General features: G+C 62.6%; 10 protein-coding genes. 7 read left to right on the forward strand and 3 right to left on the reverse strand.

All coding sequences use genetic code 11. The features are described from left to right. Positions 1–21: 21 nt before the first annotated feature. Positions 22–1,227 (reverse strand): glycosyltransferase family 4 protein, encoded by a 1,206-nt coding sequence (locus tag ACEN9Q_RS26345; RefSeq protein ID WP_495626574.1) that lies wholly within the window; start codon positions 1,225–1,227, stop codon positions 22–24. Between the two features lie 254 nt (positions 1,228–1,481). Between ACEN9Q_RS26345 and ACEN9Q_RS26350 the strand changes: the two genes are divergently transcribed. The 7 genes from ACEN9Q_RS26350 (at position 1,482) to ACEN9Q_RS26380 (ending at position 10,288) form a co-directional block, all read left to right on the forward strand. Next, positions 1,482–2,849 carry a UDP-glucose dehydrogenase family protein gene (locus tag ACEN9Q_RS26350; protein WP_056445177.1) on the forward strand — a complete coding sequence of 456 codons (1,368 nt, stop codon included), beginning with the start codon at positions 1,482–1,484 and terminating at the stop codon, positions 2,847–2,849. Then, the gene (locus ACEN9Q_RS26355; RefSeq protein ID WP_495626575.1) at positions 2,846–3,859 is read left to right on the forward strand and encodes an NAD-dependent epimerase/dehydratase family protein; all 1,014 of its coding nucleotides are present in this window, start codon (positions 2,846–2,848) and stop codon (positions 3,857–3,859) included. The genes ACEN9Q_RS26350 and ACEN9Q_RS26355 overlap by 4 nt, the downstream gene beginning before the upstream one ends. Next, positions 3,856–4,896 carry a bifunctional UDP-4-keto-pentose/UDP-xylose synthase gene (locus ACEN9Q_RS26360; protein WP_495626576.1) on the forward strand — a complete coding sequence of 347 codons (1,041 nt, stop codon included), beginning with the start codon at positions 3,856–3,858 and terminating at the stop codon, positions 4,894–4,896. The genes ACEN9Q_RS26355 and ACEN9Q_RS26360 overlap by 4 nt, the downstream gene beginning before the upstream one ends. A gap of 257 nt (positions 4,897–5,153) precedes the next feature. Next, positions 5,154–5,735 (forward strand): Spy/CpxP family protein refolding chaperone, encoded by a 582-nt coding sequence (locus ACEN9Q_RS26365; protein WP_495626577.1) that lies wholly within the window; start codon positions 5,154–5,156, stop codon positions 5,733–5,735. A 132-nt stretch (positions 5,736–5,867) separates the two neighbouring features. Continuing rightward, a complete protein-coding gene (locus ACEN9Q_RS26370) occupies positions 5,868–5,993 on the forward strand; it encodes a hypothetical protein (protein WP_495626578.1) in 126 nt (41 codons plus the stop codon). 130 nt (positions 5,994–6,123) lie between these two features. After that, the gene (locus tag ACEN9Q_RS26375; RefSeq protein WP_495628999.1) at positions 6,124–8,121 is read left to right on the forward strand and encodes a M13 family metallopeptidase; all 1,998 of its coding nucleotides are present in this window, start codon (positions 6,124–6,126) and stop codon (positions 8,119–8,121) included. Between the two features lie 100 nt (positions 8,122–8,221). Beyond that, positions 8,222–10,288: a M13 family metallopeptidase gene (locus tag ACEN9Q_RS26380; protein ID WP_495626579.1), complete on the forward strand. Its 2,067-nt coding sequence runs from the start codon at positions 8,222–8,224 to the stop codon at positions 10,286–10,288. An 80-nt stretch (positions 10,289–10,368) separates the two neighbouring features. Here ACEN9Q_RS26380 and ACEN9Q_RS26385 read toward each other — a convergent pair whose 3' ends face one another. Both ACEN9Q_RS26385 and ACEN9Q_RS26390 read right to left on the reverse strand, forming a co-directional pair. After that, on the reverse strand, positions 10,369–12,012 hold the full coding sequence (locus ACEN9Q_RS26385; protein WP_495626580.1) for a right-handed parallel beta-helix repeat-containing protein: 1,644 nt from the start codon (positions 12,010–12,012) through the stop codon (positions 10,369–10,371). 604 nt (positions 12,013–12,616) lie between these two features. Beyond that, on the reverse strand, positions 12,617–14,464 hold the full coding sequence (locus tag ACEN9Q_RS26390; RefSeq protein WP_495626581.1) for a right-handed parallel beta-helix repeat-containing protein: 1,848 nt from the start codon (positions 14,462–14,464) through the stop codon (positions 12,617–12,619). Positions 14,465–14,519: the final 55 nt, after the last annotated feature.

Here is a 14,519-nt window from a genome sequence, read left to right on the forward strand (position 1 = left end):
CCCGGGTGCGCAGGAAGACGGTCAGGCGACGGCGCGCCGGCCGGCCGGCAAGGCGCCGCGGCTGTTGATGATGCGCGAAAACAACGCCAATTGGCCGTTGGTCGTGTCGTCCCAGCTGAAACCCTCGGCATAGCGGCGGGTGGCGGCGTGGTCCGGGTAGTTGCGGCGCAATGCTGTCAGCGCGTCGGCGATGCCCTTGGCCGTGCGTTCCTTCATCAGCACGCCCGCTTCCGGCGCGGCCACCACTTCCGGCGTGCCCCAGACGTTGCTTGCCACCACCGGCGTGCCGCACGCCATCGATTCGAGCAGCACGTTGGCCCAGCCTTCGCGGCTGGAAGCGAGGATCATCGCGTCGGCCGCGTTGTAGTAATGCTTGAGTTCGGTCTGGGGGACCGCGCCGAGGAATTTCACGCGGTCGGTCACGCCCAGGCTGGCGGCGAGCGCTTCCAGCTTCTTGCGCTCCGGTCCGATGCCGGCGATCAGCAGCTTTACGTCCGGCAACATCGGCAGCGCGCCGATCGTGAGGTCGTGCGCCTTGCGCGGGTCGAGCACGCCGACGGAGATGACGGTGAAGCCGTCCATCCCGAGCTGGGTGCGCGCGGCGGCCCGGTCCATCGGCACGAAACGCTGCAGGTCGACGCCGTTGCGCAGGGCGACGATGCGCTCGCCGGAAATGCCGAGGCCGATCATCTCGTCGCGCAACGCGTTGCACACCGTGATCATCCCGGCGGCGTTGTTTGCCGCCCACATGAGTTGCTTTCTGGGCAGCGCGTACTGCGGAATCAGGTTAATGTCGGTACCACGGGCCGTGATCACGACGGGCTTGTTGAAATACTTGCCCAGCATGACCGCGGCGACGCCGTCCGGATAAAAGTAGTGCGCATCGATGACGTCGAAGTCGTAACCCTCGTCGATGATGCGCCCGATCTCCTTTTTGCAGGCCTGGGCCATCAGCCACGGCGCCGCCGTCATCCCGACCTTCGGAATGACGAGGTAGCGGGGGTGCGTGACGTCGATGTCGTAGCGGGTTTCCGACGCCGGCACCTTGGAAAAGGCCGCGTAGTCGCCGAAGCGCGGATTCTGCGACGGGAACCAGGGCACCGGCGCCACGACCTTCGATTCGACCTGGCCGCTGGCGAGCAGGTAGCGCAAGCGGGTCTCGACAAAGATGCCGTGGCTGGGTTTGACCGTATTCGGGAACAGGGAACTGAATGTAAGGAGCTTCATCGACGATCTTCGCGGAGCGGAAGGGCAGAGCGTAGCATCTATTATGTAATAGATTGCAATTACCTGTGTTTTCTAGCGGAACATGCCATAGTTTAATGGCAAAAATGTAACTCGCGTAGCGTGCTCGTCAGAAATCTATGATAAATTCGTCTAGTTTTTAACCCGGCGGCAAGTCCACCGGCCCACTCCCTCATGAGGCGAACCGGCATGCAGCGCGGGCGTCCCATGGCCCAACACCTCAATCTGTAGAGATTATGAAAATTTCAGTTATCGGGACTGGTTACGTCGGACTGGTGTCTGGCGCATGCTTCGCCGACGTCGGCAACACCGTGCTGTGCCTGGACGTCGATACGCGCAAGATCACGATGTTGAAGGACGGGATCATCCCGATCCACGAACCCGGCCTGGACAATCTCGTCCAGCGCAACGCCGCCGCCGGCCGCCTGCTGTTCTCGTCGAACTACGACGACGCCGTCAGCCACGCCGACATCATCTTCCTGGCCGTCGGCACGCCGCCGGACGAAGACGGCAGCGCCGACCTGACCCACATCCTGTCGGCCGCGCGCAGCATCGGCGAACGCCTGACGAAGCCGGCCGTGATCGTCGACAAGTCGACCGTGCCCGTCGGCACCGCGGAGAAGGTCAAGCGCGCCATCGCCGGCGAACTCGAGAAGCGCGGCGTGAACGTCGCGTTCCACGTTGTCAGCAACCCCGAATTCCTGAAGGAAGGCGCCGCGATCGACGACTTCATGAAGCCGGACCGCATCGTGGTCGGCTTCGACGATGTCGACGCGGGCAAGCAGATGCGCCAGCTGTACGCGCCGTTCAGCCGCAACCACGAGAAATTCGTCGAGATGGACATCCGCAGCGCCGAGTTGACGAAATATGCCGCGAACGCGATGCTGGCCACCCGCATCAGCTTCATGAACGAGCTGGCGAACCTGTCCGAACTGCTGGGCGCCGACATCGAAGCCGTGCGCCTGGGCATCGGCATGGACCCGCGCATCGGTCCGGATTTCCTGTACGCCGGCATGGGCTATGGCGGTTCCTGCTTCCCGAAAGACGTCAAGGCGCTGATCAAGACGGCATCCGACCACGCGCAGCCGCTGCACATGCTGACCGCGACCGAGAAGGTCAACGACGCCCAGAAAAACGTGCTGTTCACGAAGCTGGCGCGTTTCTTCGGCGGCGCGCAGGGCCTGAACGGCAAGACGATCGCCCTGTGGGGCCTGTCGTTCAAGCCGAACACGGACGACATGCGCGAGGCGCCGAGCCGCATCCTGATCAAGTCGCTGTTCGACGCCGGCGCCAACGTGATCGCCTACGATCCGGTCGCCAGCGAAGAAGCCAGGCGCGTGCTGCTGGCCGAGCACGGCGAGAGTGTGTGCAACGCCCGCCTGCGCATCGTCCCGTCGGCCCGCCAGGCCGTCGAAGGCGCGGACGTGCTCGTGCTGGTCACGGAATGGAAGGAATTCCGCGCGCCGGACCTGCCGTTCCTGGCCGAGAACCTGAAAATGAAGGCCGTGTTCGACGGCCGCAACATCTATGATCCGGAAGCGTTCCACAACGCCGGCCTCGTGTATGAAGGCATCGGCCGCCGTTCCGGGAAAGTCGAGCAATGACGGCAGCGGTCAGTAACAAAGGCACGATCCTCGTCACCGGCGCCGCCGGCTTCATCGGCAGCGCGGTGGCGGTGCGCTTGAGCGCCATGGGTCATACCGTGGTCGGCTGCGACAATTTCAACGATTACTACGATCCGGCACTGAAGCATCACCGCGTCGAGGCCCTGTTGAAACCGGCCGGCGTGCCGTGCGAGACCGTCGAGCTGAGCGATGGCGAGCAGGTGGCCGCGCTGTTCGAGCGTGTCAAACCGGCGCTCGTCGTGCACCTGGCCGCCCAGGCCGGCGTGCGCTATTCGCTGAAGAACCCGGCCGCCTACGTCCAGGCGAACCTCGTCGCCTTCGGCCACATGCTGGAAGCCTGCCGCAACCACAAGGTGGAGCACCTGCTGTACGCCAGCAGCAGCAGCGTCTACGGCGCCAACGCCAAGACGCCGTTCAGCGAGGACGACGTGACCGACGCGCCGGTGTCCCTGTACGCCGCGACGAAGAAGTCGAACGAGCTGATGGCCCATTCGTACAGCCATCTGTACGGCATTCCGACCACCGGCCTGCGCTTCTTCACGGTGTACGGTCCGTGGGGCCGCCCGGACATGGCGTATTTCAGCTTCGCGCGCAAGATGCTGGCCGGCGAGGCGATCCCCGTCTTCGCCGAAGGCAAGCTGTACCGCGACTTCACCTATATCGACGACATCGTCGAAGGCGTCGTACGGTTGCTGTTCAAGCCGACCACGCCCGAAGGCAAACCGCCGCACGCCATCTTCAACATCGGCAATCAGACCCCGGTGCAGGTGCTGGATTTCATTCGCACGCTGGAAGGCGCGCTCGACGTCAAGGCGACGCTGGATTTCCAGCCGATGCAGCCGGGCGACGTGCCGGCGACGCACGCCGATACCAGCAAGCTGCAGGCGTGGGTCGGTTACAAACCCACGACGACATTGGAGGCGGGTTTGCGTGAATTTGCGCAGTGGTATAATCGGGCGATACGTGAAAATGTTTCCTACCTGAAATGAAAAAAGTCCTCATCCTCGGCGTCAACGGTTTTATCGGCCACCATCTCTCCAAGCGCATCCTGGAGACGACCGATTGGGAAGTGTATGGCATGGATATGAATTCCGAGCGGATCACCGATCTGCTCGGCAATCCGCGCATGCACTTTTTCGAAGGCGACATCACCATCAACAAGGAATGGGTCGAGTACCACGTCAAGAAGTGCGACGTGATCCTCCCGCTGGTGGCGATCGCGACGCCGTCGACCTATGTGAAGGAGCCGCTGCGCGTCTTCGAACTGGACTTCGAGGCGAACCTGCCGATCGTCCGTTCGGCCGCAAAGTATAAAAAGCACCTGATCTTCCCGTCGACGTCGGAAGTCTATGGCATGAGCCCGGACTCGGAATTCGACCCGGAGAATTCGGAACTGGTTTACGGCCCGATCAACAAGCCGCGCTGGATCTACGCCTGCGCCAAGCAGCTGATGGACCGCGTGATCTGGGGCTACGGCATGGAAGGCCTGAACTTCACGCTGTTCCGTCCGTTCAACTGGATCGGCGCCGGCCTGGATTCGATCCACACGCCGAAGGAAGGCTCTTCGCGCGTGCTGACCCAGTTCCTGGGCCACATCGTGCGCGGCGAACCGATCCAGCTGGTCGACGGCGGCCAGCAGAAGCGATCGTTCACCTATGTCGACGACGGCATCGACGCGCTGATGCGCATCATCGAGAACAAGGACGGCAAGGCCACCGGCAAGATCTTCAACGTCGGCAACCCGACCAATAACTACTCGATCCGCGAACTGGCCGGCATGATGCTGGACCTGGCCGCCGAGTATCCGGAATACCGCGACACGGCCAAGCGAGTGAAACTGGTCGAGACGAGCTCGGGTGCGTACTACGGCGTCGGCTACCAGGACGTGCAGAACCGCGTGCCGAAGATCGAAAACACGGTCTCCGAACTGGGCTGGAAGCCGCAGGTCACGATGCGCGACGCGCTCGTCAAGATCTTCGATTCGTACAAGGACAAGCTGGGCGACGCGGAACAGCTCAATACCTGATCCCGGACCCGTATCGATCCTGAAAAGGCTGCTTCGGCAGCCTTTTTTATTGACGTGTTCCGGGGCGCGTACATACGACTTGGAGGTTCCTGTAAATCCTTGTATCCCGCGCCAAACGGCAGGTAAGTATTTGTAAAGTGCCCGGACAGGGTGGGGAGACGGGCATATAGTCCTTATCAGTTTTTCTCTCTCTCCACTCTTGAAGTGGTCTTCGCCCACGGTCCCCACCGTGGGCTTTTTTATGCCTGGAGTGCTTGATGATTACGCCTCGGTTTGCCCGCGCCTGTCTGTTCGCGCTTGCCATCGGCAGCGCCGCCCCTTCGTTCGCCGTGCCCCTGATGGACATGCGCGTCGACGACTTGCTGTTCATGTCCACCGACGTCAAGAAATCCCTGAACCTGACGCCGAACCAGCAGACCCTGTGGAATCAGATGGAAGGACGTTCGCGTTCCATCCTGCGCGAGCGCCAGCGCCGCCGCGAGGCCTTGCAGGAGCAGGCCAGGACGCTGCTGGCCAAACCGGACGTCGAGTTGCGCGACCTGAACCGGGCCGTCGAGGCGGAAGCGGCGGCGACGAATGCCGAGGACAAGCAATTGCGCGAAGCCTGGCTGGAAGTGAACGACGCGCTCGACGACAAGCAGCGCGCGCAAGTGGTGACCTTCGTCGGCGAACAATTGATGCGCGTCGTGCCGGACGGCCATCCGGGCGGCGAGCGCGGCGGCGAGCGTGGCGGCGAGCGCAGCGGCGGACGTCCGGGCGGCCACGGCCGCGGCGGCATGGGAGGCGGCATGGGCGGCATGGGCGGTCCCGGCGGCGCGTCGATCAATCTCGGCGGCTGACATGCATACCATGTATCGTTAAGTAAAATTCCTCACCGATCTGTATTTTGGCTATCCTTCCCCGCTAGAATTGGTTTTATCTAGGCAGCAATGCAGCAGCCGCTGCTGCCGAAACCGATCACAACGATAGTCATGAGTACACCGATCCCGACCGCCTGCCTGGCTTTGCCGGGCACGGCGGGACATGCATCGGCCGGGTCCGGCCGGAATCTTCCCCCCGTCACCGACTTCCTTGCGCGCCGCGACATGAAGATGTAGCAGATGCCCAACCGGTCCGGATTTGGCAAACCGGGCTGTGTTACATTCGCCGATGGCCACAAGCCTCCCTGTTCCCGCCCGACCAAGGACTTCCGTGAAACGATCCCTTTTGAGTACCCTGACCCTGTCCATGCTGGCCGCCTGCGCATCCGCGGCCGCCGCGTCGACCGACCGTTCCGGCATCGACACGCAATACATCGACCCGAGCGTACGCGTGCAGGACGATTTCTTCACTTACCTGAACGGCAAGTGGCTCAAGACGACCGAGATCCCCGCGGATCGCGCGAGCTGGGGCGCCTTCATGAAGCTGCGCGAGGACACGCAGCCGCAACTCCTCGGCATCATCGAGGCCGACCAGAAGGATCCGCACAAGAAGGCCGGCACCGACGCGCAGAAGATCGCGGACCTGTACACGAGCTTCATGGACGAGAACAAGCTGGAGACGCTGGGCTACAAGCCGCTGGCGGGCGAGCTTGCCCGCATCCGCACGCTGAAGGACAAGAAGGGCGTGCCGGGCCTGATCGCGCACTTGTCGAAGATCGGCGTCGCGACCCCGTACGGCATCGGCGTGTCGCAGGACGCGAAAGCATCCACCCGATATGCCGTCTACATCCGCCAGGGCGGCCTCGGCATGCCGGACCGCGACTACTACCTGAAGGCCGACGACGCCAAACTGGCCGCCACCAAGGCGAAGTATCGGACGCACGTCGCGAAGATCCTGCAGCTGGCCGGCGACAAGGATGCGGAAGCGAAGGCCGAGGCCATCGTGGCGTTCGAGACCGGACTGGCGAAGGCGCAGTGGACGAAGGTCGAACTGCGCGACCCGAACCGGAATTACAACAAGATGGACGTGGCCCAGCTCACCGCGCTGACGCCGGGCTACGACTGGAAGACGGCGCTGGGCGCCGCCGGCGTGGGCAACAAGGTCGATTACGTGATCGTCGGCCAGCCGGGCTATCTGCAAGGCCTGGACCGGCTCCTCGCGAACACGGACCTCGAGACCGTCAAGGCCTACTTCGAATGGCAGCTGCTGCGCGAATACGCGCCGTACCTGTCGAAGGCGTTCGTCGACGAGGACTTCGACTTCTACGGCAGGACGCTGACGGGCGTGGACGTCAACCGTCCGCGCTGGAAGATCGGCGTGTCCGTCGTCGAAGGCGCGATGGGAGAAGCGCTGGGCCGCGAATACGTGGCCAGGTACTTCCCGCCCGAGCGCAAGGCGCGCATGGAGGAGCTGGTCAAGAACGTGCTGGCCGCCTACCGCGAATCGATCGACCACCTCGACTGGATGGGGCCGGAGACGAAGAAAGAAGCGCAGGCCAAGCTGGCGAAGTTCGCGTCCAAGATCGGCTACCCGAACAAGTGGCGCGACTATGCGCGCCTGGCGGTCAAGCGGGACGACCTGGTCGGCAACGTCGAACGGGCCGCGGTCTTCGCGTACAACCGCAACGTCGACAAGCTGGGCAAGCCGATCGACCGCGAAGAGTGGGGCATGACGCCGCAGACGGTGAACGCCTACTACAACTCGCGCATGAACGAGATCGTGTTCCCGGCCGCGATCCTGCAGCCGCCGTTCTTCGACGCGAAGGCGGACGACGCCGCGAACTACGGCGCGATCGGCGCCGTGATCGGCCACGAAATCGGCCACGGTTTCGACGACAAGGGCAGCCAGTCCGACGGCGACGGCAACCTGCGCGACTGGTGGACGGCCGAGGACCGGGCGCGCTTCAAGGCCAGGACCGACATGCTGGTCAAGCAGTACGACGCGTTCGAGCCGATCCCGGGCTATCACGTCAACGGCGCCCTCACGCTGGGCGAGAACATCGGCGACAATTCCGGCCTGACGATCGCCTACAAGGCTTACCGGATCTCGCTGCACGGCCAGCCGGCGCCCGTCATCGATGGCTTCACCGGCGACCAGCGCTTCTTCATGGGCTTCGGCCAGGTCTGGCGCTCGAAGATGCGCGAGGCCCAGCAGATCGTGCAGGTCAAGACCGATCCGCATTCGCCGGGCCGGTTCCGCGCGAACGGCACGCTGCGCAACCAGGCCGCGTTCTACGAGGCGTTCGGCGTGAAGGAAGGCGACAAGATGTACCTGCCGCCGGAGCAGCGCGTCACGATCTGGTAACGATTCAGTAACAAAAGCATCGCCATCAGCGATAATCCGGGACGGCGGTATCCCCGCCGGCCCCCCATCCCACCCATAACAACCCGAGGGAGATGAAGAGATGAAGAAGCACTATTTGTTGAGCGCCCTGACCCTGGCGCTGTTTGCCAACGCCGGCCATGCGGCGGAAGGCGCCGCTGCGAAGAACACGGCCGTCAAGAAGGGCCAGACCTTGGCCGCCGGCGTCGCCACCGAATACATCGATCCGGCGGTGCGTCCGCAGGACGATTTCTACGATTACCTGAACGGCAAGTGGATGAAGACGGTCGAGATCCCGGCCGACAAGTCGAGCTGGGGCTCGTTCGCCAAGCTGCGCGACGACACGCTGCCGCAGCTGCGCGGCATCATCGAGAAATCCGCCGCGGGCAACCCGGCCAAGGGCACCGACGCCCAGCGCATCGGCGATTACTACGCCAGCTTCATGGACGAAGCGAAGCTGGAGCAGCTGGGCATCACCCCACTGAACGGCGAGCTGGCGAAAATCGCCGCGCTGAAGGACAAGTCCGAGCTGCCCGCGCTGCTGGCGCACCTGGGCAAGATCGGCGTGAACGTGCCGTACGACTTCAGCATCCACCAGGACAACAAGGATTCGACGAAGTACGTCGCCGACATCTCGCAGAGCGGCCTGGGCATGCCCGACCGCGACTACTACCTGAAGACCGACGATGCCAAGCTGGCCGACGCCAAGGCCAAGTACCTGACCCACGTCGAGAAGGTCCTGGCCATGGCCGGCGACAAGAACGCCGCCGCCAACGCGAAGGCCATCGTCGACTTCGAGACGGAACTGGCCAAGGCGCAGTGGACCAAGGTCGAACTACGCGATCCGATCAAGGCCTACAACAAGGTGGCGCTGGCCGACATGGCCAAGATGGCCCCGGACTACGACTGGAACGGCTACCTGCAGGCCACCGGCATCGCCGGCAAGACGACGTATGTGATCGTCAGCCAGCCGACCTACCTGAAGGGCTTCGCCGAGATCTCGAACAAGACGCCGCTGGACACCTGGAAGGCCTATCTGACCATGCACCTGGTGGACGGCTACGCCAACTACCTGAACAAGGCCTTCGTCGACGAGCGCTTCGACTTCTACGGCAAGACCCTGTCGGGCGTGAAGGAGATGGAACCGCGCTGGAAGCGTGGCGTGGGCGCGATCGAGCGTTCGCAGGGCGAGTCGCTGGGCAAGCTGTACGTCGCCGAATACTTCCCGCCGGCGCGCAAGGCGCGCATGGAAGCGCTGGTCAAGAACCTGCTGGCCGCGTACAAGCAGAGCATCGACAAGCTGGACTGGATGTCGCCGGCTACCAAGAAGGAAGCGCAGGCCAAGCTGGCCAAGTTCATGCCCAAGATCGGCTACCCGAACAAGTGGAAGGATTACTCGGCCCTGATGGTGTCGCGTGACGACCTGGTGGGCAACGTGATGCGTTCGCACGAAGTCGAATACAACCGCGAGCTGAACAAGCTGGGCAAGCCGATCGACCGCGACGAGTGGGGCATGACGCCGCAGACCATCAACGCCTACTACAACCCGGAGATGAACGAGATCGTGTTCCCGGCCGCGATCCTGCAGCCGCCGTTCTTCGACGCTAACGCGGATGACGCGGTCAACTACGGCGGCATCGGCGCCGTGATCGGCCACGAGATCAGCCACGGCTTCGACGACCAGGGCGCCCAGTACGACGGCGACGGCAACCTGCGCGACTGGTGGACCGAGTCCGACCACAAGAACTTCAAGGCCAAGACGCAGATGCTGGTCAACCAGTACAACCAGTTCGAACCGATCAAGGGCTACCACGTGAACGGCGAACTGACGCTGGGCGAGAACATCGCCGACAACTCGGGTCTCGCCATCGCCTTCAAGGCCTACAAGATCTCGTTGAAGGGCAAGAAGGCGCCGGTGATCGACGGCCTCTCCGGCGAACAGCGCCTGTACATGGGCTGGGCGCAGGTGTGGCGCACGAAGATGCGCGAGCAGCAGCAGATCGTCCAGGTGAAGGTCGACCCGCACTCGCCGGGCCAGTTCCGCGCCAACGGCACGCTGCGCAACCAGCCGGGCTTCTACGACGCCTTCAAGGTCAAGCAGGGCGACAAGATGTATCTGGCGCCGCAGGATCGCGTGATCATCTGGTAAGCGCTTGACCGTATTTCAGGACGGGACACCGCAAACAAAAAAGGCCGCGAATTCGCGGCCTTTTTTTTCGTGCGGGACGATTACTGCGTCACGCTCGAGTAGGAGCAGGACTTCACCTGGCCGTGCGCCGGATCGCCGAATACGGCGTTGGTGCACTTGACCGGACCGGTCACGACCTTCGAGGTGTAGATCGTGGCGGTGCCGTAGCGGACTTCACGCTTGCCGCTGAACGAGCAGGTGCCGTTTTCGCTGGCGCATGCCGTAAAGGTCGGCGCGGCCGCAACCGGGGCCACGGTCGTCGTGGTCGTGCCGGCGTAGCTGCAGCTCTTGACGACGCCGTGGATCGGATCGCCGAACACGGCGGTCGTGCACGGGGTCGATGCCGTGACCGTTTTCGACGTGTAGACACCGTTGGCGCCGAAGCGGACTTCGCGGGTGCCGCTGAACGTGCAGGCGCCGCCTTCGTTCGCGCAGGTCGTCCAGGACGTCGCGGTGCCGGTCGTGGCCGCGGTGGTCGCTTCGTACGCGCCGATGTCGATCTGGCTCATCACCGGACGTGCTTCACCGTTGGCGACGGCCTTGTATTGCGCGACCGGTGCCAGCGACACGCCCGTGGCGGACACGCCCGGCGCGGAACCGGCATCGATCACCAGCGCGCTGCCGGTCGGATGCAGATCGTAAGCGGCGCGGTTCGCGAAGCTCGGCGACGCCGAACGGTAGTTGGTCTTGTCGATCGTCGTCGCCTGGGTGCTGAACGTGCCGACGCCGGCGAAGATGTTGTTCTGGGCCAGGGCCGCGGTCGGGACCTTGCCGCTGACGAACAGGAACGTGCCGCCGCTGCCCATATCGTTCAGGAACGTGTTGTTGACGACGTACAGGTTGCTGCCGATGTTGGTCGCGCCTTCTTCGCCGTAGGCCAGCATGGTCGAATTCGAGTTCGATGCCGGCTGCTCGATGACGTTGCCGATCACGTAGGACGTACCGGCGTTCGGCAGGTCGATCTCGAACGACGGCTTGCCGGCGGCGGTGCTGCCGGTTTCGCCCGCCTTCAGGCTCGAGAAGCGGCTGTACGCGATCATGTTCGTGTTTGCGCGCGATTTCAGGTTGTGGCCGACGTTGGCGTCGTGCGAGAAGCTGTAGCGGAAGGTCAGGCTCTTCACGTGACCGATGTACAGGTTGTGCGACTGACCGTCGCCGGCGCCGTTGTGGCCGAATTCGCTGTACTCGACCAGGATGTCGCTGTTCGTGTTGGCATTGGCCAGGATACCGTTCTGGTTATCGTGCAGGAACGAATTACGCAGCGTGAAATTGGTGCCTTCGAGGCGGAAGGCGGCACCGTTCGCGTCGGGCACTTTAGCACCGTACATTTCGACGTTATCGACGACGATGTTGTTGCCGTCGACGACCCAGATACCCTTGCCGCCGGCGTTCTTGCCGGCCGCGTCGATTTTCGGACGGCCGTTGACGCCGCGGATCGTCAAATTGCTGCGCACGATGGTGCACACGTCGCCGCTATAAGTGGTGTTACCGGTGATTTCGACGACGTCGCCGTCTTTGGCGGCTGCGAACGCGGCGCACGGCTTGGCGTAGGTTTTGCCCGGACCTACCGACAGGGTGGCTGCGGAAGCCACGGTCATGCCTGCGAATGCCAGCAGAACGGCAGCAGTCAGGCGCGATGCGGAAAATTGGGTGTTGCGCGATGCGATTTGACGCAGTTGTTGCATGTCGATGTCCTCGTAAGCGATTGCCTGTCAGCAGTTGTTCCTGCTGGAAAGTTGCAGAATACGAGGTTTAAGATCGACGGTTTGTAACGAAGTGTAACCGAAAATGGCTAAACGATAACCCTGAAAAGAAGGTAATTAATGTTCCTTTTAGCCTTATTTAGTAGAGCTAAAGAACATGTACTGGTCACTCTTTCTAGCACTGGCTGCAAGAAAAAACGGTCCAGATACCGACTTTCCCTATGGAATGTAATTTCCGGTGGAAAATTTACCGACAGAGCCAGAGTAACAACATGCATATCTGTCTGGTAAATGCCGGCGCCGCGGCCGTTGTCGGAATGACTTCAAAAAAATTTTTCGAAATCAAGTCGATGTTGCGTTCACGCTGCATTTTTTTCGGAAAAATTTATGCCAACGTCCAACACCTACGAGGAATTTACCGAAAAAGTTCAGGCCTGGAAACTATTTTCGGAGAAAACGTTGTTTTCGGGGTAATTGCGGGCAATCAACTTCGATTGATCCGCAGAGGACAGGCCGGACGACAAATAAAAAAACGCGGCACAAGGCCGCGTTTCCGATGGGTGAGACTCCGACGATTGCGCTGTCGTTACATGGTCGAGTAGGTGCACGACTTGACCACGCGGTAAGCCGGGTCGCCACCGAACGCCGTGTTCGTGCAGGCGATCGAGCCGGTGACCGTCTTGGTCGCGTAGAAGCCGTTGGCGCCGTAACGGACCTGATGCGTGCCCGAGAACGAGCAGACACCGCCTTCAGCCGCACACGTCGTCCAGCCCGCGTCGGCCGAGACCGTCGCCGTGGTGCCGGTCGTACCCGAGGTCGTGACCGTGTTGCTGGAGTAGCTGCAGTTCTTGAGCAGGCCGTGTGCCGGGTCGCCGAACGCGGTGTTCGAGCAGACGACGGAGCCGGTGAACGTCTTCGTCGCGTACGAACCGTTGGCGCCGTAGCGGACGTTGCGGGTGCCGCTGAACGTGCAGGTGCCGCCTTCGCCGGCGCAGGCGATCCACGACGACGTGTCCGCTGCCGGGGCCGCGATCGCGACGCTGATCGCGCTCGAGTAGCTGCAGGTCTTGGCGACGCCGTGGATCGGATCGCTGAACACGGCGGACGTGCACGGCGTCGAGCCGGTGATCACTTTCGACGTATAGATACCGTTGGCGCCGTAGCGGACTTCGTGGGTGCCGCTGAACGTGCAGGTGGCGCCTTCGTTGGCGCAGGTCGTCCAGGTGACTGCCGCCGCGCTCGCATCCGGACCCGTCGCTTCATAGGCACCGATATCCATCAGGCCGGCCACCGGACGTGCTTCGCCGTAAGCGGTGGATTTATATTGCGCCACCGGCAGCAGCGACACGCCCTTGACGGACTTGCCCGGGTCGGTAGCGGCATTGATCACGAGCGCGCTGGCGGTCGGATGCAGGTCCCAGTTGGCACGGTCGATGAAGCCCGGGGCAACGGAACGGTAGTTGCTCTTCTGGATGGCGCTGGCTTGCGAGGTGAGCGTACCGATGCCACTGAAGATATTGTTCTGGATCAGGGCCGGGGTCGGAACCTTGCCGCTGACGAACACGAACGTGCCGTCGCCATAATCGTTCAGGAACGTATTATTGATGACGTACAGGTCGCTGCCGATATTGGTCGCGCCTTCTTCGCCGTAGGCGACGATGGTCGGGTTCTGGTTGGCGGCCGGCTGTTCGATGACGTTGCCGATGATGTAGGACGTACCGGCGTTCGGCAGGTCGATCTCGTACGACGGCTGGCCGCTGGCCGTGCTGCCGGTCTGGCCCGGCGGCGTGCTCGAGAAGCGGCTGTACGCGATCATGTTCGTATCGGCGCGCGATTTCAGGTTGTGGCCGACGTTGGCGTCGTGCGAGAAGCTGTAGCGGAAGGTCAGGCTCTTCACGTGGCCGATGTACAGGTTGTGCGTCTGGCCTTCGCCGCGGCCGTTATGGCCGAATTCGCTGTACTCGATCAGGATGTCGCTGTTCGTGTTGGCATTGGCCAGGATGCCGTTCTCGTTATCGTGCAGGAACGCGTTACGCAGCGTGAAATTGGTACCCTGCAGACGGAAGGCGGCACCGTTTCCGTCCATGACTTTAGCGCCGTACATTTCGACGTTGTCGACGGTCAGGTTGTTGCCGTTGACGACCCAGATACCTTTGTCGGAGGCGCTCTTGCCGGCCGCATCGATTTTCGGACGGCCGTTGACGCCGCGGATCGTCAGGTTGTTGCGGTTGATGCTGCAGACGTCACCGCTGTAGGTGGTGTTGCCGGTGATTTCGATGACGTCGCCGTCCTGGGCGACAGCGATGGCAGAGCACGGTTTGGCATAGGTTTTGCCCGGGCCGACCGACAGCGTGGCTGCGGAAGCGGAGGTCACACCTGCGAAGGCCATCAGAATGGTGGCAGCCAGGAGTGAATGGGTACGCAGAGTGTGCATGGAGATTCCTCGTAAAGTTTCTGTGCGGGAAGTAATTCCCACGGGCAAGTTGGAG

The sequence above is a fragment of the Massilia sp. Masssp93 genome (genome assembly GCF_059491295.1).

Coding starts and splice junctions, on each gene's coding strand:
- ACEN9Q_RS26360 (WP_495626576.1), top strand. CDS start 3,856: ATGAAAAAAGTCCTCATCCTCGGCGTCAACGGTTTTATCGGCCACCAT.
- ACEN9Q_RS26370 (WP_495626578.1), top strand. CDS start 5,868: ATGAGTACACCGATCCCGACCGCCTGCCTGGCTTTGCCGGGCACGGCG.
- ACEN9Q_RS26380 (WP_495626579.1), top strand. CDS start 8,222: ATGAAGAAGCACTATTTGTTGAGCGCCCTGACCCTGGCGCTGTTTGCC.
- ACEN9Q_RS26385 (WP_495626580.1), bottom strand. CDS start 12,012: ATGCAACAACTGCGTCAAATCGCATCGCGCAACACCCAATTTTCCGCA.
- ACEN9Q_RS26375 (WP_495628999.1), top strand. CDS start 6,124: ATGCTGGCCGCCTGCGCATCCGCGGCCGCCGCGTCGACCGACCGTTCC.
- ACEN9Q_RS26355 (WP_495626575.1), top strand. CDS start 2,846: ATGACGGCAGCGGTCAGTAACAAAGGCACGATCCTCGTCACCGGCGCC.
- ACEN9Q_RS26390 (WP_495626581.1), bottom strand. CDS start 14,464: ATGCACACTCTGCGTACCCATTCACTCCTGGCTGCCACCATTCTGATG.
- ACEN9Q_RS26350 (WP_056445177.1), top strand. CDS start 1,482: ATGAAAATTTCAGTTATCGGGACTGGTTACGTCGGACTGGTGTCTGGC.
- ACEN9Q_RS26345 (WP_495626574.1), bottom strand. CDS start 1,227: ATGAAGCTCCTTACATTCAGTTCCCTGTTCCCGAATACGGTCAAACCC.
- ACEN9Q_RS26365 (WP_495626577.1), top strand. CDS start 5,154: ATGATTACGCCTCGGTTTGCCCGCGCCTGTCTGTTCGCGCTTGCCATC.